Origin of the sequence: Streptomyces sp. NPDC055243 (genome assembly GCF_044544025.1) — a bacterium.
Lineage (GTDB): Bacteria > Actinomycetota > Actinomycetes > Streptomycetales > Streptomycetaceae > Streptomyces.
Window position 1 is genome coordinate 154,885 of record NZ_JBITWR010000015.1, and the last position, 20,604, is coordinate 175,488.

Here is a 20,604-nt window from a genome sequence, read left to right on the forward strand (position 1 = left end):
CATGTGTGGCATCGCAGGCACGTACCGATGGCCGGACGGGAAGGTCGTGGCGGACCGGCTCACCGATACCCTCGCTCACCGCGGTCCGGACGGGGCGGGACGCTACAGCCACTCCGTCGGTGACGGCGACGTACAACTGGGGCACCGGCGGCTGGCCATCATCGACCTGTCCGAGACCGGCGCCCAGCCGATGGTCTCGGACGGCCTCGCCCTGACGTACAACGGCGAGCTGTACAACGCGCCCGAGCTGCGCGCCGAGTTGGCGGCCTCCGGGGTGCGCTTCCGCGGTACCTCCGACACCGAGGTGCTGCTCGAGGCCTGGCGGCGCTGGGGCACCGACTGCCTGCCCCGGCTGCGCGGCATGTTCGCGCTCGGGATCTTCGACGAGCGCACCGGTGACCTGGTGCTCGCCAGAGACCAGCTGGGCATCAAGCCGCTGTTCGTGCTCCGGCGCGGCGGGGGCCTGGTGTTCGCCTCCGAGCTCAAGGCGCTGGCCGCCGCCACCGGCGGGTCGCTTCAGGTGGACGAAGCGGCGCTGGTGGCCTCGCTGCTGTACTACTGGGTGCCGGACTCGCGCTGCGCGCTGCGCGAGGCCGAGAAGCTGCCGCCGGGCAGCTGGCTTCGAATCCGGCCCGACGGCCAGGTGCAGCGCGGCAGTTACTGGAATCTGCGGGACGTCGCCGCCGAGGGCCAGGAGCGGGCCCGCGGCGGCGAGCTGCCGGACGTGGCCGCCATCGTCGAGGAGTCGACCCGGCGCCACCTGATGTCCGACGTACCCGTGGCGACGTTCCTCTCCGGCGGTCTCGACTCCAGCTATCTGACCGCGCTCGCGGCCCGCGACCGGCCCGGGCTCTCCGCTTACACGATCGGGTTCCGTGCCGAGGACGCAAAGTTCGAGGCGATGCCCGACGACCTGCGCTATGCCCGGCAGGTGGCCGAGCAGTTCGGCGTCGACCTGCACGAGATCGAGATCGCGCCCAACGTGCTCGACCTGCTGCCGCAGATGACGCACCACCTGGACGAGCCGATCGGCGACCCCGCCGCCATCAACACGTTCCTGATCTGCGAGGCCGCCCGCGAGGCGGGGGTCAAGGTGATGCTCTCGGGGATGGGCGCCGACGAGCTGTTCGCCGGGTACCGCAAGCACCTGGCCAACCTGATCGCGCTGCGCTACCAGCGTGTCCCGCGGCCCCTGCGGCGCGGTCTGTCCCGGGCCGTGGGCCGGCTGCCGGTCGCCACGGCCCGTAGGGGCTACCGGTCGGTGCGCTTCGCCAAGCGGTTCCTGTCTTTCGCCGATCTGCCGGAGGAGACCGCGTTCCGGCGCAGCTACACCATGTACGACCAGGACGAGCTGCTCGCCCTGATCAATCCGGACCTGGCCCCGATGGTCGACGACGTACTGACCGAGCACGCGGACATCTACCAGGACAACGACCTCGACGACTTCGTCAACCGCATGTGCCTGGGCGATGCCCGGATGTTCCTGCCGGGCCTGAACCTCGCCTACACGGACCGCTCCAGCATGGCCGCGTCGACCGAGGTGCGGGTGCCCTACGTGGACGTCGAGGTGGTCAAGGCGGCGTTCGCCGTGCCCGGCGATCGCAAGATCGTCGGACGGCAGGGCAAGGCCGTCCTCAAGGAGGCGGCCACCTCGATCCTGCCCAAGGAGATCGTGTACCGGCCCAAGGGCCTGTTCAGCGCCCCGCTGCGCGCCTGGATGAGCCGGGATCTGGCACCGCTGGTGCGCGAGGTGGTCAACGACGGTGTGCTCGTCAGCTCCGGCTTCCTGCGCCGCGACGCGCTGGCGCGCATGGTCGCCGAGGACGCCGCCGGGCAGCGGGACTTCTCCAAGCATCTGTGGCATGTGCTGACCCTCGAGTACTGGTATCGCGGCGCGACCTCTGGGTCCGGCCGGAGCACTCGGTAAACGGCTTAGGAATCAGAGGAGTTCGAGTGAAGCAAGTTGTGCAGAACTACAAGAGCGGCGAGCTGGCGGTGCTCGACGTGCCGGTACCGGGGTGCAAGCCGGGCGGTGTGCTCGTGCGTACCGCCTACTCGCTGATCTCCACCGGGACCGAGCTCATGAAGGTGTCCGAGGCCGGCATGTCGATGCTGGGCAAGGCCCGCTCCCGGCCCGACCAGGTGGCCAAGGTCGTGCAGAGCGTGGCCACCAACGGGGTGCCGGCCACCTACCGCAAGGTGATGGGCAAGCTCGACTCCTACACTCCGCTCGGCTACTCGCTGTGCGGGGTGGTCGAGCAGGTCGGCGCCGGGATCGACGACGTGAAGGTCGGCGACGTCGTGGCGTGCGCCGGCAATGAGCATGCGCTGCACGCCGAGTTGAACTGGGTGCCGAAGAACCTCTACGTCCCGGTGCCGGACGGCCTCGCGCCCCGGCACGCGGCCTTCGGCACCGTCGGGTCGATCGCGATGCAGGGCGTCCGGCAAGGCGAGCCGCAGCTCGGCGAGGTGGCGCTGGTCATCGGCCTCGGGCTGATCGGGCAGTTGGTGGTGCAGCTCCTGGCCGCTTCGGGAGTACGTGTCGTGGGGGCCGACCCCGACCCGGCGCGCTGCGAACTGGCCGAGCGGCTGGGCGCGGTGGCCTGTGGCGATCCCGCCTCCTCGGCGGTGGAGGCGTCCGTCGCCGAACTCACCGACGGACACGGCGTGGACCAGGTGTACTTGGCCGCCGGTGGCGGCAGCAACCAGCCCGTCGAGCTGGCCGCCCGGCTCTGCCGGGACCGCGGCCGGGTCGTCGACATCGGCAAGTGCCGCCTGGACCTGCCGTGGAACGCGTACTACGAGAAGGAGCTGGACGTCCGCTTCTCGCGCAGTTACGGCCCCGGGCGCTACGACCCGGAGTACGAGCTCGAAGGGCGCGACTACCCGATCGGCTACGTGCGCTGGACCGAGCGCCGCAACCTGGCCTGCTTCCTCGACCTGGTCGCCCGCGGCCGCGTCGACGTGGAGCCCCTGGTCTCCCACGTCGCCGACTTCGATGACGCCGTCGAGACGTACCAGAGCCTGAAGGACGGCGACCTGAAGGCCGTGGCGGTGCTGTTCCGCTACCCCGATCACGTCGAGGAAGCGGAGGAAGGGGAAGCGCAGTCCCCGGCGGTGGCCGTGCCCGCGGTGCAGGTGCGGCCGAGTGCGGCTCGGGCCGTCACAGGGCCCGTGCGCCTTGCGTTCGTCGGCGCGGGCAACTACGCGACGTCGATGCTGCTGCCGCACCTGACCGGGCGCGACGGCGTCGAGCTGTCCACGGTCGTCACCACGACGGCGCTCTCCGCGGCCAACGCGAAGCGGAAGTTCGGCTTCGCCGAGGCGACCACCGATCTCGACGCCGTGCTCGACGACAAGTCCATCGACGCGGTGTTCGTGGTCACCCGGCACAGCTCGCACGCCGAACTGACCCGCAGGGCGCTGCTCGCCGGCAAGACGGTGTTCGTGGAGAAGCCGTTGGCGCTCACCGAGGACGAGCTTGCGGGCGTGCTCGCGGCGGTGGAGGAGTCCGGCAACGACCGGCTCCAGGTGGGCTTCAACCGCCGGTTCGCGCCGCTGCTCCAGGAGGCCAAGGGACGCTTCGGCGCCCGCACCGGTCCGGCGAGCCTGCGCTACCTGGTCAACGCGGGCCGGCTCCAGCACGGCAGCTGGTACCTGCAGCAGGGCACCGAGGGCTCGCGGTTCGCCGGTGAGGGCGGGCACTTCATCGACACGGCGAGCTGGCTGCTCGGGGCCGAACCGGTCTCGGTGTACGCGGTCGCCACGTCCGGCAACGAGGACCTTCAGGTCGTGCTGCGCTACCCGGACGGGTCCACCGCCACCATCAGCTACGTCACCACCGGCGCGGCAGGCTTCCCCAAGGAGACGGTGGACCTGATCGCGGACGGCAAGGTGCTGCGGCTCGACGACTTCGTCCGTGCCTCGGTGTTCGCGGACGGCGGGGTCGGCCGCAAGCGCTGGGTCAGCTCGCGGCTGCCCAAGGCCCGGGACAAGGGGCAGAACGCCGAGCTGGCCGCGTTCATCAAGGCCGTGCGCACGGGCGGGCCGATGCCGGTGCCGCTGGAGTCGCTCGTCGCCACCACGGCGGCCACCCTCGCCGTGCAGACCGGCCTGGCCGGCGGCGCGCCGGTGACGTTGGCGAGGGCGCGATGACGTTGAGCGCGGGATGGTACCTGCGGCGATTATCCCGGATGGGGCCGCGGGAGGTCGGCGGCCGGGTGGGCGACGCGGTGCGCAGGCGGCGGTGGCGCTCGGCGCCGCCGGACTGCCCGGACGTGACCGACGCCCGGTTCAGTGCGGTGCTGCCCGCCGGGACGGCGGCCGCGGTGCCGCCGGACGCCGCGAAGCGTCTCGTCGCCGAGGCGGACCGGCTGATGGCCGGGCACGCCGAGTTCTTCGGGGTGGTCCGCGACGACCTGGTGAACCCGGACTGGTGGTACGACCCGAAGACCGGGCGGCGGGCTCCGTGGGGCTACGCCTTCGACGTGCCGTACCGCAACGAGGAGGCGGTCGGCGACATCAAGCAGATCTGGGAGCCGTCCCGGCACCAGTACCTGACGGTGCTCGCCGCCGCCTACGCGATCACCGGGAACGAGCGGTACGCCGAGCGCGTGGCCGAGCACCTGCGGCTGTGGTGGGCGGCCAACGCGCCGCTGCGCGGCGTGCATTGGATCAGCGGCATCGAGCTGGGAATCCGGCTGCTCTCCTGGGTGTGGATCCGCCGGCTGCTCGACGGCTGGCCGGGCGCCGCCGATCTCTTCGAGGACAACCCGGTGGCGCGGAACCAGATCTGGCACCACCAGCGCTGGCTGGCCGCCTTCCCCAGCCGGGGGTCATCGGCGAACAACCACGTCATCGCCGAGGCCGCCGGGCAGTTCGCCGCGGCCTGCGCGTTCGGCTGGTTCCCCTCGTCGGCGCGTTGGCGAGCCGACGCGCTGCGGTCCCTTGAGCGGCATCTGCGCGCCAACACCTTCGGCTCGGGCCTCAACCGCGAGCTGGCCACCGAGTACCACGGCCTCGTGCTCGAGCTCGGCCTGGCCGCGCTGGCCGAGGCGGATGCCTCCGGCGTGCCGGTCCCCCCGTCGGTGCGCCTGGTGCTGCTGCGGATGACCGACGCGCTCGCGGCCGTGGTGGACGGGCGGCTGCGGCCGCCGCGCCAGGGGGACGCGGACGACGGGCACGGACTGATCGTGGACGGCGCGGGCACCGACCGCTGGGGCTCGCTCCTCGCCACCGGGGACGCCGTGTTCGGACGGCTCGCCTGGTGGCCGGAGGTGACCGGCACCGATGTGCGCACCCCGCTCCTTGCCGCGCTCATCAAGCCGTACGCGCAAAGGGGAACGGGACCGGCCGTGTCCCGCCCGGCCGACCGCCCGGCGCACTTCGCCGATGCGGGCATGACCATCCTGCGCGGTCCGGACGGGATCTGGTGCCGCTGCGACGGCGGTCCGCACGGGTTCCTGTCCATCGCCGCGCACGCCCACGCGGACGCGCTGTCGGTGGAGGTCCGGCACGACGGGGTCGACGTACTCGCCGACCCGGGGACGTTCTGCTACCACGGGCAGCCCGAGTGGCGGCAGTACTTCCGCTCGACGCTCGGCCACAACACGCTGGAGCTGGACGGCGCCGACCAGTCCGTCTCCGGCGGCCCGTTCCTGTGGACCGGGCACGCCCGCAGCCGCGTCCTGGTCACGGAAACCTCAGGTGAGGACGTGGCCCGCTGGTGCGCCGAGCACGACGGCTACCAGCGCTCGGTGCACCGCCGCCGGGTGGAACTGGTCTCCTCCGCCAAGGAGTTGCGGGTGATCGACGAGGTGCACGGCCCGCGCCGGGCCGTGCGCCTGGCGTTCCACCTCGGCCCGGCGATCGCCGTCGACCTGGTGGGGAACTGGGCCGTGCTCACCTGGGCCCGGGACGGCGAGGACCGCTCGGCGGTGCTCGACCTGCCCGGACAGCTGGACTGGCGGGCGCATCGCGGCGAGAGCGACCCGCCCCTCGGCTGGTACTCCCCCGGCTTCGGACGCAAGGAACCCGCCACCACGCTGATCGGCACGGGCTTCGCCGACGGCGCAAAGGGGTTCACCACCGTACTCAGGTTCTGCGACTAGGGGGCCGCGTGGGGATCAAGTGGCGGCAGTGGGCGTGGCCGGCGGCACCGGTGGCGCTGGCCCTGCTGGCGACGACCGGCTGTACGAGCTCGTCGGACGACCAAGCGAAGCCGACCGACGCACCTGCCGCGTCCGGCGCGCCGTCCACGTCCGTGGCCCGGGTGTGCGCCAAGCCCGCGGCCGGTCCCGCGAAGGCGCCCAAGGGCGCGGTGAAGGTCGACCCCGCGGTGGTCGGTGACCTGGCCGCGAAGACCAAGAGCAGCCCGCCGGACACCACGTTCTGGCTCGGCCCGGGCAAGCACCGGCTCGATCGGAACCGCTACGCCCAGGTCATCCCCAAGAAGGGGAACCGCTACCTCGGCGCGCCGGGCGCGGTGCTCGACGGCCGGAAGAAGAACCAGTACGCGTTCGGCGGCAGGGCCGACGACGTGACCATCCGCCACCTGACCGTGCAGCGGTTCGTGGCACCGCCGGACGAGGGTGTGGTCAACCACGATTCGGCCGACGGGTGGGTGATCGAGCACGCGACGGTCCAGAACAACTCCGGTGCCGGGCTGATGGCCGGGGCCCGCCAGCAGGTGCGCGCCAACTGCCTGCGCGACAACGGTCAGTACGGCATGAACGCGTACAAGGCCTCCGGCCGCATCAGCGGCCTGGTGGTCGAGGGCAACGAGATCGTGGGCAACAACACCGACGACTGGGAGCGGCGGCGCAAGGGCTGCGGCTGCACCGGAGGCATCAAGTTCTGGGCCGTCGACGGCGCCGACGTGCGCGGCAACTGGGTGCACGACAACCGCGGAACGGGGTTGTGGGCGGACACCAACAACAACGACTTCCGCATCGAGAACAACGTGCTCGAGGCCAACGACGGTGCCGCGCTGATCTACGAGACCAGCTACAACGCGGTCATCCGGAAGAACACGATCCGGCGCAACAACTGGGTCGAGGGCCGCCGGTACGCCGACCGCGGCGACAACTTCCCCTTCGCGACCATCTATCTGTCCGAGTCCGGCGGCGAACCACGGGTCCGGGCCCGCACGGACAAGATCGAGGTCTACCGGAACGTCCTGGAGAACAACTGGTCCGGGATCACCCTGTGGGAGAACGCCGACCGGTTCTGCAACAGCCCGGCCAACACCTCGTCCGGTGACTGCACGCTGCTGGTGAAGAACACCGACCGCTGCGCGCGGCCGAAGATCACCGACGCACCGCTCTACGACGACTGCCGGTGGAAGACCCAGCGGGTGGACATCCACCACAACCGCTTCCTCCTGGACACCTCCGTCGTCAAGTGCACGGTGCAGTGCGGCCGCATGGCGGTGCTCGCCAACTACGGCACCTACCCGGACTGGTCGCCGTACAAGGGCGAACGGGTCTCCGAGGCGATCACCCGCAAGCAGCACAACCGCTGGCACGACAACGTCTACCGCGGACCGTGGAGCTTCATCGCCCACGACCCGAGCGGAAAGCTCGACTTCGCGCAGTGGCAGAGCACGCCGTACAAGCAGGACGCGGGCAGCACCTTCCGCGCGCGGGACGGTGGTTGAGATGAGTACACAGCACACGGAGCACATGAACCACAAGGACCACACGTCGAAGATCGTCGGGACGGTCTGGGGGCTGCTGATCCTCAACACCCTTGGCTCCGCCGGGGCGAAGACCATCGTCCCGCTGCCCCGCTCCCTCATCCAGATGGTCACCATGGGCGCGCTGGTCGCCGCGTTCGCGCTGGCGCTCGCGGTCAATCTGCGGCTGCACATCCGGGCCAGTGCCTTCGTGTTCCTGCTCACCCTGCTGCTCGTGCCGAGCGTGATCGCCAGCGTGGGCCTGGAGTCCGGGTTCGGGGCGCTGTTCCGCTGCGGGCGGCTCGCTCTCTTCGTCGCCACGCTGTGGCTGCTCAGCCGCTGGTGGGACGGCGGCGTGACGTTCGTGCGGCACCACATCCGGATGTACTTCGTGGTGCTGGGGTCGGTGGCCGCCGGCCTGGTCATCTCACCGGGAGCGGCCCTGCCCGAGCTCTACGGCGGGCGGCTCGTCGGCGCGCTGTGGCCGCTCACCCCGCCGCAGATCGGCCAGTACGCCGCGGTGATCATCGGGCTCACCGTGCTGCTCCTCCTGGGCCGCAGGACCGACAGGACCAGCGCGGCGGTGGTCATCGTGCCCTCCCTCGTCCTGCTCGCGCTGACCCATACCCGCACGGCCACGCTCGGCCTGCTCGTCGGTCTCGCGCTGGCGATCGGCTCGCTCATCCTGACCAGTGCCGCCGCCCGCCGGTTCTTCGCCTGGACGGTGCTGTGCGCCACCGTCGCCACGGTGGCCTTCAGCACCGCCGTGCAGGCGTGGTTCCTGCGCGGGCAGAGCCAGGAGAACTTCTCCAACCTCACCGGGCGGGCCAAGGTATGGGACGCCCTGCTCGCGGCCCCGCGCACGACATCGGAGCAGCTGTTCGGCATGGGGCTCGGCGACAAGTCGTTCGGCGGGCTTCCGATCGACAACAGCTGGCTGGCCGTCTACCACGAACAGGGTCTGACCGGCGCCGCCATCGTGGCGGCGATCATCATCGTGCTGGCCGGCGTCGCGCTGCTGCGGCCGCCGTCGCTGGCGAGGGCCTGCGCGATCTTCCTGATCAGCTACTGCGCGATCGCGTCGTACACCGAGGCAGGTCTCGGCGACGCCTCGCCGTATCTGCTGCATCTGGCCGTGGCCGCCTCGCTGCTCGCGGCACCCGCCGCGGTCACGCAGCTGCCGACGCCCCCGGCCCCGCGCCGCCGTGTACCGCGCTGGGCCCGCACATCGGAGGTGACTTGAGCATGCATGTCCTCGTGGTGCACAACCGCTACGCGTCGGCGCAGCCGAGCGGTGAGAACAAGGTCGTCGACCAGGAGGCGGAGCTGCTGCGCGCGGCCGGCCACCGGGTGGAGGTGTTCGAGCGGCGCAGCGACGACATCGGTGCCCTGTCCCTGCTCGGCAAGGCCAAGGTGCCGCTGCTCGTGCCGTGGAACCCCGCGGTCCGCGCGGAGCTCGCCGCCCGCCTTCGCGCCTCGCGCCCGGACGTGGTGCACGTCCACAACGTCTTCCCGCTCCTGTCGCCCGCGGTGCTCGCCGCCTGCGCCGACGCCGGTGTGCCCGCCGTCGCCACGCTGCACAACTACAACCAGGTCTGCCCGCCCGGCACGCTCCAGCGCGACGGCCGCCCGTGCACCGAGTGCGTGGGCAGGTCGGCGCCGCTGCCCGCCGTCCGGCACGGCTGCTACCGCGGCTCGCGGCTCGCGACGGTGCCGCTCGCGGTCGGCCTGACGGTCAACCGGCGGCGGTGGTGGTCCGGCGTGGAGCGCTTCCTGTGCATCTCCGCGGCGCAGCGCGACATCCTGGTGCGCTCCGGCCTGCCGGCCGAGCGGCTGGTGGTGAAGCACAACTTCGTGCCGGAGCCGGACGCCTCCCGAGAGGGCGACGGCGAGCATCTGCTCTACCTCGGCCGGCTCGCGGAGGCCAAGGGCCTGCGGCTGCTCATGACCGCGTGGGACGAGATCACCGCACAGGGCGGTGTGGGCGTGCCGCTGGTGATCGCGGGGGCGGGGCCGCTTGAGCAGGAGGTGGCCGCCTGGGCGGCGGGCCGGGACGACGTGCGCTACGTCGGCCTGTACGACGCGGCGGAGTCCCGCAAGGCCGTGGCGCGTTCGGTCGCCGTGGTCGCGCCCTCGACGTGGCAGGAGACGTTCGGCCTGGTGGTCGTGGAGGCGATGGCGGCCGGGGTCCCGACCGTCGCCGCCGGACACGGCGCCTTCGTCGAACTCGTCGACGACGAGGTGACCGGGCTGCTGCACCGGCCGGGCGAGGCCGCCTCGCTCGCGTCCCGCATACGCCGGATCGCGGCCGATCCGGCCCGCAACCGGGAGATGGGCCAGGCGGCCCGGAGCCGTTACGAGCAGGGCTTCAGCCCGGCCGTCGGTCTTGAGCGCCTGGTGAAGGAGTACCGCACCGCGATCGCGGGTCGGTCAGCACTGGCTCGCGGCGGGGACACCCGCGCGGGCAGGGATGGGGGCAGTAGATGACACGATGCCGACTCTGCGGCTCGGCGACTCTGGCGAGCGTCGTCGACCTGGGGGCGACCCCGCCGTGTGAGAGCTTTCTCGCCGCGGACCAACTGGACACGCCGGAGCCGGCGTACCCGCTGCACCTGCGGGTGTGCACCGACTGCTGGCTGGCGCAGATCCCGCCGCTGATCACGCCGGAGGAGACGTTCAAGGAGTACGCGTACTTCTCGTCGTTCTCGACCTCCTGGGTGGAGCACGCGCGCACCTTCGTCGCCGACGCCGTACAGCGTCTTGCGCTCGGTCCCGACGCCTTCGTGGTCGAGGTCGCGAGCAACGACGGGTACCTGCTCAAGCACATGGTGGACCGGGGGATCCGCTGCCTGGGCATCGAGCCGTCGGTGAACGTCGGCGCCGCGGCACGGGAGGCGGGCGTGCCCACGCTCACGGAGTTCCTGAGCCCGGAGACCGGCGCGGCCGCCCGCGCCGAGCACGGCCCGGCCGACCTGGTCGTGGCCAACAACGTGTACGCGCACATCCCCGACGTCGTCGGCTTCACCCAGGGTCTTCGCGCCCTGGTCGCCGACGACGGCTGGGTCTCCATCGAGGTGCAGCACCTGCTGACCCTGATCGAGGAGAACCAGTACGACACGATCTACCACGAGCACTTCCAGTACTACACGGTCGCCTCCGCGGCCCGGGCGCTGGCGAGCGGCGGACTCGCCCTCGTGGACGTCGAGTTGCTGCCCACGCACGGCGGCTCCATCCGGCTGTGGGCCCGCCCCACCGAGGTGGCGGGCGAGCCGACCCAGCAGGTGGCCGACGTGCTGGACCGGGAGAAGGCCGCCGGGCTGCAGGAGCTGTCCGGGTACACCGAGTTCTCCGCCCGGGTGGCCAAGGTGCGCCGGGACCTCCTGCGGTTCCTCATCGATGCGGCCGAGCGCGGCGAGAGCGTCGTGGGCTACGGCGCCCCGGGCAAGGGCAACACCCTGCTCAACCACTGCGGCATCCGGCCCGACCTGCTCGCGTACACGGTCGACCGCAACCCCTACAAGCACGGCAGGTTCACCCCGGGCACCCGCATCCCGATCCTGCCGCCCGAGCGGATAGCCGCCGACAAGCCGGACTACGTCCTCGTCCTGCCGTGGAACCTGCGCGCCGAGCTGGTCGAGCAGCTGTCCTTCGTGCACGAGTGGGGCAGCCGCCTTGTCTTTCCCATCCCGGAACTCAGCATTGTCGAGGTCAAGTCATGAAGGTCGTCCTGTTCTGCGGCGGTTACGGACTGCGGATGCGCAGCGGAACCTCCGACGACATGCCCAAGCCGATGGCGATGGTCGGCCCGCGGCCGCTGATCTGGCATGTCATGCGCTACTACGCGTACTTCGGGCACACGGAGTTCATCCTGTGCCTGGGGTACGGGGCGCAGCACATCAAGGACTTCTTCCTCAACTACGAGGAGACGACGTCCAACGACTTCGTGCTGCGGGGCGGGCAGACCGAGCTGCTGTCCACCGACATAGCCGACTGGACGATCACGTTCGCGCAGACCGGCATCGAGTCGCCGATCGGTGAGCGGCTGCGCCGGGTGCGCCACCACCTGGACGGCGACGAGATGTTCCTCGCCAACTACGCCGACGTGCTCACCGACGCCCCGCTGCCGGAGATGATCGACCGGTTCTCCCGGCGTGACGCCGGGGCGTCGATGATGGTGGTGCCGCCCCAGTCCTCGTTCCACTGCGTGGACATGGGCGAGGACGGCCTGGTCGGGGGCATCACCCCGGTGAGCGAGCTGCCGATGTGGGAGAACGGCGGCTACTTCGTGCTCCGCCAGGAGGTCTTCGACCACATCCCGGAGAACGGGGACCTGGTCGCCGACGGCTGTGCCCAACTGGCCAAGCGGGGGCGCCTCGTGGCGCACCAGCACCGCGGCTTCTGGAAGCCGACCGACACCGTGAAGGAGCGCGCCGCGCTCGACGACGCCTACGCCCGGGGCGACCGCCCGTGGGCCGTGTGGGAGCGGGACGCCGCCGGAGCCCGGGCGTGATCCGGCTGGGGGCCGGACCCCTGGAACGGATCGTCGTGGTCGGCGCGCACTGCGACGACATCGCCATCGGCGCCGGCGGCAGCCTGCTGACGATGTGCCTGGCGCAGCCGGGCATGCGCGTCGACGCGCTGGTGCTCACCGGCGGTGGCAGCGAGCGGGAGCAGGAGGAGCAGGCCGCGCTCGCCGCGTTCTGCCCGGGCGCCGACCTGCGGCTGACCGTCCTCAAGCTGGCGGACGGCCGGCTGCCGGCGCAGTGGGAGGAGGCCAAGGCCGCCGTCGAGGAGCTGCGCGCGCAGACCGACCCTGATCTGGTGCTCGCGCCGCGCACCGATGACGCGCACCAGGATCACCGCGGCCTGGCGCGGCTGATGACCACCGCGTTCCGCGACCACCTCGTACTCGGCTACGAGATCGTCAAGTGGGACGGCGATCTCGGCCGTCCGCCCGCGTACCAGCCGCTGTCGCCGGAGATCGCCGAACGGAAGGTGCGGCTGCTGCAGGAGCACTACCCCTCGCAGCGCCACCGCCCCTGGTACGACCGCGAGGCCTTCCTCGGCCTCGCACGCATCCGCGGCATCGAATGCCACGCGCGCTACGCCGAGGCGTTCGCCGTCACCAAATTCACGCTCGACCTGGGCACTTCGAATGTCCTGGGCACTTCCAATGTGGGGGAATGAACCTTGCGCGTACTGCTGACCGGACACCAGGGCTACCTGGGCACCGTGATGGCCCCGGTCCTCACGGCCGCCGGGCACGAGGTCGTCGGTCTCGACTCCGGCCTGTTCGCCGACTGCGTCCTCGGCCCGCCGCCCGCGGACCCGCAGGGCCACCGGGTGGACCTGCGCGACGTCGCGGTCGACCACCTGACCGGGGTGGACGCCGTGATCCACCTGGCCGCGCTGTCCAACGACCCGCTGGGATCACTGGCGCCGGACCTCACCTACGACATCAACCACCACGCGTCGGTACGCCTGGCCCGGCTGGCCCGCGAGGCCGGAGTGCGGCGCTTCCTGTACGCGTCGACCTGCTCCGTCTACGGCGCCGCCGGCGGTGACGACCTGGTGACCGAGGACGCCCCGCTGCGCCCCGTGACGCCGTACGCGGAGTCCAAGGTGCGGGTGGAGGACGACCTGCACGCGCTGGCCGACGGCGACTTCAGCCCGGTGTTCATGCGCAACGCCACCGCGTTCGGCTTCTCGCCCCGGCTGCGTGCCGACATCGTGCTGAACAACCTGGTGGGCCACGCGCTCCTGTCCGGCGAGGTGTTGGTGCTCTCCGACGGCACCCCCTGGCGCCCGCTGGTGCACGCCGCCGACATCGCCCGGGCCTTCACGGCCGCGCTGACCGCGCCCCGAGAGGCGGTGCACGACCGGGCGTTCAACATCGGCAGCGAGGTCAACAACGTCACGGTCGCCGAGATCGCCGAGCAGGTCGCCGAGGCCGTGTCGGGGTCGAAGGTGAGGATCACCGGGGAGAACGGCGCCGACCCGCGCTCCTACCGGGTGGACTTCGCCCGGTTCCGCGCCGCGGTGCCCGGCTTCGACTGCGAGTGGACGGTCAAGCAGGGCGCGCTCGAACTCGCCGACGCCTACCGGACGTACGGGCTGACCCGCGAGGACTTCGAGCAGCGCTTCACCCGCCTCGCCGTGCTGCGCGCGGCGTCCGAGGCCGGCACCGTCGACGCCACCCTGCGAGGGCGCCGATGACCGCTGTCGGCGAGGAGATGCATGCTCTGGTGGAGCGGCTGTACCCGCTCTGCCGGAGCATCACCGGCGACGGTGTGCGCGCCACCCTGGACATCGTCAACGAGTACGTCCCCCTGGAGATGCACGAGGTGCCGACCGGGACGCAGGTGCTCGACTGGACGGTGCCGCAGGAGTGGAACATCCGGGACGCCTACATCGCCGATTCCGCCGGCAACCGGGTCGTCGACTTCGCCGCGTCCAGCCTGCACGTGCTGGGCTACAGCGTGCCGGTGTCGACGACCATGCCGCTGGCCGAGCTGCGTGAACACCTGCACACCCTGCCGGACCACCCGAGCTGGGTGCCCTACCGCACCAGCTACTACGAGCCGAAATGGGGATTCTGCCTGGCCCAGGAGACCCTGGACGCGCTGCCGGACGGCGACTACGAGGTGCGTGTCGACTCCACGCTCGCCGACGGCCACCTCACCTACGCCGAGCACGTCATCCCCGGCCAGGTCCCCGACGAGGTGATCGTCTCCTGCCATGTCTGCCACCCGTCGCTGGCCAACGACAACTTGGCCGGCATCGCGGTGGCGACGTTTTTGGCCCGCGCCCTGGCGCGGGAGACGCCGTACTACACCTACCGGTTCATCTACGCGCCCGGCACCATCGGGGCGATCACCTGGCTGGCCCGCAACGCGGAGCGGATCGAGCACGTCAAGCACGGCCTCGTGCTGGCCTGCGCGGGCGACTCCGGCCAGCTGACGTACAAGCAGAGCAGGCGCGCCGACGCGGAGATCGACCGGGTGATGCGGCACGTGCTCGCCGCATCCGAACGCCCGCACCGCGTCACCGAGTTCACTCCGTACGGCTACGACGAGCGGCAGTTCTGCTCCCCCGGGTTCAACCTCGGCGTGGGCTCGCTCAGCCGGACGCCGTACGCGGGCTACCCCGAGTACCACACCTCGGCGGACAACCCGGGCTTCGTCACCCCGGAGGCGATGGAGGACACGCTCGCCGTCTGCGGTGAGGCGTTCGCCGTGCTCGACCGCAACCGGCGCTACCTCAACCTCAGTCCCTACGGCGAACCACAGCTGGGACGACGGGGGTTGTACGAGTCGCTGGGCGGGCGCAGCGACGCGAAACAGGCCCAGATGGCGATGCTCTGGGTGCTCAGCCTCTCCGACGGCGAGCACAGTCTGCTCGACGTCGCCGAGCGGGCCGGGCTGCCGTTCGACACCGTCGCCACCGCGGCCGACGCCCTGCACGGCGCCGGACTGATCAAGGCGTGACGCCGATGACCGCCGAGGGGAAGAAGCGGACCGCCAAGCGGGCCATGGTCGGCCGGCTGTCCTGGGGCCTCGCCGACCAGGCGGCCTCCAGCATGACCAACTTCGCGGTGGGCATCTACGTGGCACGCTCGCTGGGCCTGGCCGCGTTCGGCGTGTTCAGCCTGGCCTGGCTGACCTACGGCGTGGTGCTCAACGTCGCCCGCGGTCTGGCCACCGACCCGCTCGTGGTGCGCTTCAGCGGCGTGCCGGCCGCGTCCTGGCGCACCGCGGCGACCCGGGCGTCGGGGGCGGCGCTCGCCGTCGGTGTCGTCCTCGGCGCGGCGTGTCTGCTGGTCGGGCTCGGCCTCGGCGGCCGGGTGGGGCCCGCGTTCGTCAGCCTCGGCGTCGTGCTGCCCGCGCTGCTGCTTCAGGACGCCTGGCGGTTCGCGTTCTTCGCCGCCGGCACCGGCCAGAAGGCGTTCGCCAACGACCTGGTGTGGGGCATCGCGCTCGTCCCGGCCATGGTCGTGGCGGCCCAGGTGGGCAGCGTGGCCGCCTTCGTGCTCGCCTGGGGCGCGTCCGCCGCGGTGGCCGCGGTGTACGGCTGCCTCCAGTCCGGCATCCGGCCCCGGCTGACCGAGGCGCGCGGATGGCTGCGCGAGCAGCGCGACCTCGGCTACCGCTATCTGGTCGAGAACGTCAGCGTCAGCGGCGCGAGCCAACTGCGGGCCTACGGGCTCGGCGTGATCGTCGGGGTCGGCGCGGTGGGCGCGGTCCGGGGCGCCGAGCTTTTGCTCGGCCCGTTCCTCGCGCTGTTGATGGGGTTGTCGCTGGTCACCGTCGCCGAGGCGGCCCGGGTGCTGCGCAAGGCCCCGCACCGCCTGGGCAGGTTCTGCCTCTTCCTCGGCGGCGGGCAGGCCGCCGCCGCGCTGCTGTGGGGCGCGGCGCTGCTCCTCATGCCGGACCGCGCCGGCGAGCTCGTGCTCGGCGACGTCTGGCACTCCGCGTCGGAGCTCATCGTGCCGGCCGCGCTCGGCGTCGCGGGCGCCGGTCTCGGTACCGGCGCGGCGGCCGGGCTTCGCGCGCTCGCCGCGGCCCGGCGCAGCCTGCGCTGCCAACTGTTCGCCTCCGCCTGCTACGTCGGCGGCGGACTCGGCGGAGCCGCCGTGGCCGGCACGGTCGGCTCGGCCTGGGGCGTCGCCGCCGCGACCGTCTGCGGCTCGGCCGTGTGGTGGCTACAGCTGCGGTCCGCCCTGCACGAGCGCCACCAGAACACCCTTCCCGAAGTGAGGACGTCATGACCGCCCAACCCCGGCTGAGCATCGGCCTGCCCGTGTACAACGGCGAGGAGTACCTCGCGGAGGCGCTCGACGCCCTGCTCGGCCAGACCTACGAGGACTTCGAACTGGTCATCTCCGACAACGCGTCGGCCGACGGGACCCAGGACATCTGCCGCCGGTACGCGGCGAAGGACTCACGCATCCGGTACATCCGGCTGACCCGCAACATCGGCGCCGCGCCCAATCACAACTACGTGTTCACCGAGTGCCGCGGCGAGCTGTTCAAGTGGGCCTCGCACGACGACCTGTACGCCCGGGACCTGCTGCGGCGCTGCGTGGACGCCCTGGACGAGCGGCCCCACGTCATCCTCGCGCACAGCGACCAGGCGGTCATCGACGAGGACGGCAAGGTGAAGGTCCCCTACGAGTACGGGCTCGCCACCGACTCGCCGCGCGCGCCCGAGCGCTTCCGCAGTCTGCTCTTCGAGCCCGGCGGCGACGACTTCTACGGGGTGATGCGGGCCGACGTGCTGCGCCGGGTGAAGCCGCACGACAGCTACCACCACGCGGACCGCACGTTCGTCGCCGAGATCACCCTGCACGGGCCCTTCCACCAGGTGCCGGAGCTGCTGTACTTCCGCCGCGACCACCCCACCCGCGCCGAGCGGGCGAACCCCTCCATGCGCTCCCGGTGCGTCAACCTGGACCCGCGCCGGGCGGGCCCGCTGCACCCGACGCCCCGGCTGCTCGCCGAGTACGTCGCGGGGTTCGCCTCGGCGATCCGGCGGGCGCCGTTGTCCTCCGCCGACCGGAGCGCGTGCTACCGCCACCTGGCCACCTGGATGACCAGCCGGGTCCGGCCGGGCTCCGGCGAGCGGGTCGAGGACCGCGCCCCGGTCGACGCGGCCCTGCATCCGGTCTCCGTCGACGCCCTCGTCGCCGGACGCGAGGGGAGGCAGGCATGACGTCCGGGGGCCGGACTCCGGTGCGCGTGGGGGTGTTCGGCCTGCTCGGCTCCGGCAACCTCGGCAACGACGGATCGCTGGAGGCCGTGCTCGGCCACCTCCGCGCCGAGCACCCGGAGGCGGCCGTGGACGCTCTGTGCGGCGGTCCCGAGGTCGTCACGGCCCGCTACCGGATTCCCGCGACGCGGCTGCACTGGTACCGCGGGGAGTACCGGACCGCGTCGCGGGCGGGCGCGATCGCGGGCAAGGGTCTGGGCAAACTCGTCGACGTCGTCCGCACCGCCGCCTGGGTGCGCCGGCACGACGTGGTGATCGTGCCGGGCATGGGCGTCCTGGAGGCGACGCTGCCGCTGCGGCCGTGGGGCTTCCCGTACTCGCTGTTCCTGCTCTGCGCGTCCGGCCGGCTGTTCGGCACTCGGGTCGCGCTGGTCAGCGTCGGCGCCGCCGAGATCGCCGACCGGCCGACCAGGGCCCTGGTGCGCTGGTCGGCGCGGCTGGCCGCCTACCGCTCGTACCGGGACGCCCTGTCCCGCGACGCGATGCGGGCGATGGGCGTGGACACCACGCGCGACGAGGTCTACCCGGACCTCGCCTTCGCCCTGCCGACCCCGTCGGCGAGCGCGCCCCCGGGCCCTGTTGCGAGCCCGACGGGCCCGGTCTGCGTCGGCGTCATGGACTTCCACGGCGGCAACGACGACCGCGCCCGGGCCGGGGAGATCCACCGGCGCTACCTCGACGGCACGACTCGGTTCGTCCGTACGCTTGTCGAGGAGGGCAGGGCGGTCCGGCTGCTCACCGGCGACGCATGCGACGCGTCGGTGGTGGCCGCGATCCTCGACGCGGTGGACTCACCACTGGTCACCTCCTCCGAGGCGGCCTCGCTCGCCGACCTGATGAAGGAGACGGCGGCCGCCGACACCGTGGTGGCCACCCGGTTCCACAACCTGATCTGCGCGCTGAAGGTCGGCACGCCGACGCTCGCCCTCAGCTACGCGGCCAAGAGCGACGCGCTCATGGAACGGATGGGCCTCGGCGCGTACTGCCACCCGGCCCGTGAGGTCGACGCCGCCCGGCTGCTCGAACAGTTCCGGGCGCTGGAGAAGCACGCGGTGGAGGTACGGCGGACGCTCGCCGAGCGGAACCGGGACGCCACCCGGCAACTCCAGCACCAGTTCACCGCCTTGACCGCGGCCCTGTTCCCGCCGACCGGCCACGACCTCGACCCCCACCACGCCCCCACCTCGCGGAAGGCCCCATGAAAGCGACCGAAGTCCCGGAGATCGACGGCGCGTACCTGTTCGAGCCGACACCGCACGCCGACGAACGCGGCTTCTTCTGCCGCACCTTCGACGCCGACGTGGTCCGCTCGGTGGGCCTCGACCCGGACACCTTCATCCAGGACAGCCTCTCCCGCTCGGTCCAGGGAGTGCTGCGCGGACTGCACCTGCGCTCCGGAGCAGGCGAGGCCAAGCTGGTGCGGTGCTCGTCCGGGAAGATCTTCGACGTCGTCGTGGACCTGCGGCCCGGCTCACCGACGTACCGCAACGTGGCCACCTTCGAGCTGTCCGGCGAGACGCAGGTGACCCTGTACATCCCGGCGGGATGCGCGCACGGTTTCCAGGCGCTGACCGGGACCGCCGACACCTCGTACCGCATCGACCGCCCGCACGATCCGGCCGAGGACGTGACGATCGCCCACGACGACCCGGAGCTCGCCATCGCGTGGCCGCTGCCGGTCACATCGATGTCCCAGCGGGACCGGGAGGCGCCGAGCCTCGCCGAGGCCCTGAAGCAGAAAGAGAGCTGAAGCCGCCGTGGACACTGCGAACACCGTGGACACCGAGGAGTTCCGCCTGCCCCGGTCCCGGCAGGCGAACGAGCGGCTGCACGCGATGATCCCCGGGGGCGCGCACACGTACGCCAAGGGCGACGACCAGTACCCCGAGGACCTGGCCCCGGTCATCAGCCACGGCCGCGGAGCCCATGTGTGGGACGTCGACGGCAACCGCTACATCGAGTACGGGTCCGGCCTGCGGTCGGTGAGCCTGGGCCACGTCCACCCCCGTGTGACCGAGGCGGCGCGGCGGGAACTGGACCGCGGCAGCAACTTCGTCCGGCCGTCCATCGTGGAGGTCCAGGCCGCGGAACGCTTCCTGGCCACGGTGCCGACCGCGGAGATGGTGAAGTTCGCGAAGAACGGCTCCGACGTCACCACCGCCGCGGTGCGCCTGGCCCGCGCCGTCACCGGGCGTCCGCGGGTGGCCGTCTGCGGCGACCATCCGTTCTTCTCCGTGGACGACTGGTTCATCGGTACGACGCCGATGTCGGCCGGTATCCCGGAGGCGACCACCGAGCTCACCGTGGCGTTCCCCTACGGGGACCTGGCGGCGACGGAGGAGCTCCTGACCCGGTACCAAGGGGAGATCGCCTGCCTGATCCTGGAACCCACAGGCCACACCGAGCCTTCCCCAAGCCCTCAACTCCGTTCGAGCAGGGAAGACCCCGCTCCCGGGTACCTCGCGGGCCTGCGCGACCTCGCCGACCGGCACGGATGCGTACTGATCTTCGACGAGATGATCACCGGTCTGCGCTGGTCAGAGGCGGGCGCCCAGGGCCTGTACGGCGTCGTCCCCGACCTCTCCACCTTCGGCAAGGCGCTGGGCAACGGATTCGCCGTCTCGGCGCTGGCCGGGCGCCGCGACCTGATGGAGTGGGGCGGGCTGCGGCACTCCGGCGACCGGGTGTTCCTGCTGTCCACCACGCACGGCGCGGAGACGCATTCGCTGGCCGCAGCGATGGCCGTGCAGACCACGTACGTCGAGGAAGGCGTGACCGCACGACTGCACGCTCTCGGCGAGCGGTTGGCCGCCGGTGTCCGCGACGCCGCGGCCAGCATGGGCGTGGCCGACCACGTCGTCGTCCGGGGCCGGGCCAGCAACCTGGTCTTCGGCACGCTCGACGAGAGGCGGCAGCCGTCTCAGCCGTACCGCACGCTGTTCCTGCGCCAGTTGCTCGCGGGCGGGGTCCTGGCGCCCTCGTTCGTGGTGAGCAGCGCGCTCGACGACACCGACATCGACCGCACCGTCGAAGTGGTGGCCCAGGCATGTGCGGTGTACCGGAAGGCGCTGGACGCCGGTGATCCCACTCCTTGGCTGGCGGGGCGACCGGTGAAGCCGGTGTTCCGCCGCCTGGCGTGACGTGACGTGACGTGACGTGAC

At 71.8% G+C, this 20,604-nt stretch carries 16 protein-coding genes; all 16 read left to right on the forward strand.

The genetic code is table 11. The features are described from left to right. Position 1 precedes the first annotated feature (1 nt). From asnB to ACIGXX_RS34330, 16 genes are read left to right on the forward strand one after another with little or no spacing between them, the layout of a single operon-like run. Complete coding sequence (gene asnB, locus ACIGXX_RS34255; RefSeq protein ID WP_399981584.1) at positions 2–1,927, forward strand: asparagine synthase (glutamine-hydrolyzing); 1,926 nt, start codon at positions 2–4, stop codon at positions 1,925–1,927. A gap of 26 nt (positions 1,928–1,953) precedes the next feature. Next, positions 1,954–4,155 carry a bi-domain-containing oxidoreductase gene (locus ACIGXX_RS34260; protein ID WP_351157759.1) on the forward strand — a complete coding sequence of 734 codons (2,202 nt, stop codon included), beginning with the start codon at positions 1,954–1,956 and terminating at the stop codon, positions 4,153–4,155. Continuing rightward, positions 4,152–6,110: an alginate lyase family protein gene (locus tag ACIGXX_RS34265; protein ID WP_399981588.1), complete on the forward strand. Its 1,959-nt coding sequence runs from the start codon at positions 4,152–4,154 to the stop codon at positions 6,108–6,110. The genes ACIGXX_RS34260 and ACIGXX_RS34265 overlap by 4 nt, the downstream gene beginning before the upstream one ends. Before the next feature lie 8 nt (positions 6,111–6,118). Continuing rightward, positions 6,119–7,657: a right-handed parallel beta-helix repeat-containing protein gene (locus ACIGXX_RS34270; protein ID WP_383826177.1), complete on the forward strand. Its 1,539-nt coding sequence runs from the start codon at positions 6,119–6,121 to the stop codon at positions 7,655–7,657. Position 7,658: 1 nt separating this feature from the next. Beyond that, positions 7,659–8,918 carry an O-antigen ligase domain-containing protein gene (locus ACIGXX_RS34275; RefSeq protein ID WP_351157766.1) on the forward strand — a complete coding sequence of 420 codons (1,260 nt, stop codon included), beginning with the start codon at positions 7,659–7,661 and terminating at the stop codon, positions 8,916–8,918. Between the two features lie 2 nt (positions 8,919–8,920). After that, a complete protein-coding gene (locus ACIGXX_RS34280; protein ID WP_351157769.1) occupies positions 8,921–10,162 on the forward strand; it encodes a glycosyltransferase in 1,242 nt (413 codons plus the stop codon). After that, positions 10,159–11,394 carry a class I SAM-dependent methyltransferase gene (locus ACIGXX_RS34285; protein WP_399981594.1) on the forward strand — a complete coding sequence of 412 codons (1,236 nt, stop codon included), beginning with the start codon at positions 10,159–10,161 and terminating at the stop codon, positions 11,392–11,394. The genes ACIGXX_RS34280 and ACIGXX_RS34285 overlap by 4 nt, the downstream gene beginning before the upstream one ends. Continuing rightward, complete coding sequence (locus ACIGXX_RS34290; protein WP_361471163.1) at positions 11,391–12,185, forward strand: sugar phosphate nucleotidyltransferase; 795 nt, start codon at positions 11,391–11,393, stop codon at positions 12,183–12,185. The genes ACIGXX_RS34285 and ACIGXX_RS34290 overlap by 4 nt, the downstream gene beginning before the upstream one ends. Beyond that, the gene (locus tag ACIGXX_RS34295; RefSeq protein WP_399981599.1) at positions 12,182–12,862 is read left to right on the forward strand and encodes a PIG-L deacetylase family protein; all 681 of its coding nucleotides are present in this window, start codon (positions 12,182–12,184) and stop codon (positions 12,860–12,862) included. Before ACIGXX_RS34290 ends, ACIGXX_RS34295 begins: the two co-directional genes overlap by 4 nt. 3 nt (positions 12,863–12,865) lie before the next feature. Next, positions 12,866–13,891, forward strand: a complete 1,026-nt coding sequence (locus ACIGXX_RS34300) for an SDR family oxidoreductase (protein WP_351157780.1) — start codon at positions 12,866–12,868, stop codon at positions 13,889–13,891. Then, positions 13,888–15,162, forward strand: coding sequence for a DUF4910 domain-containing protein (locus ACIGXX_RS34305; RefSeq protein ID WP_399981604.1), 1,275 nt, complete (start codon positions 13,888–13,890; stop codon positions 15,160–15,162). Before ACIGXX_RS34300 ends, ACIGXX_RS34305 begins: the two co-directional genes overlap by 4 nt. Before the next feature lie 5 nt (positions 15,163–15,167). Beyond that, positions 15,168–16,442 carry a hypothetical protein gene (locus ACIGXX_RS34310; protein WP_366463012.1) on the forward strand — a complete coding sequence of 425 codons (1,275 nt, stop codon included), beginning with the start codon at positions 15,168–15,170 and terminating at the stop codon, positions 16,440–16,442. Continuing rightward, positions 16,439–17,386, forward strand: a complete 948-nt coding sequence (locus tag ACIGXX_RS34315) for a glycosyltransferase family 2 protein (protein WP_383826191.1) — start codon at positions 16,439–16,441, stop codon at positions 17,384–17,386. The genes ACIGXX_RS34310 and ACIGXX_RS34315 overlap by 4 nt, the downstream gene beginning before the upstream one ends. Further along, positions 17,383–18,645: a polysaccharide pyruvyl transferase family protein gene (locus tag ACIGXX_RS34320; protein ID WP_399981609.1), complete on the forward strand. Its 1,263-nt coding sequence runs from the start codon at positions 17,383–17,385 to the stop codon at positions 18,643–18,645. The genes ACIGXX_RS34315 and ACIGXX_RS34320 overlap by 4 nt, the downstream gene beginning before the upstream one ends. After that, the gene (locus ACIGXX_RS34325; protein WP_351157790.1) at positions 18,642–19,193 is read left to right on the forward strand and encodes a dTDP-4-dehydrorhamnose 3,5-epimerase; all 552 of its coding nucleotides are present in this window, start codon (positions 18,642–18,644) and stop codon (positions 19,191–19,193) included. The genes ACIGXX_RS34320 and ACIGXX_RS34325 overlap by 4 nt, the downstream gene beginning before the upstream one ends. 25 nt (positions 19,194–19,218) lie before the next feature. After that, positions 19,219–20,583, forward strand: coding sequence for a glutamate-1-semialdehyde 2,1-aminomutase (locus ACIGXX_RS34330; RefSeq protein ID WP_399981714.1), 1,365 nt, complete (start codon positions 19,219–19,221; stop codon positions 20,581–20,583). Positions 20,584–20,604 lie beyond the last annotated feature (21 nt).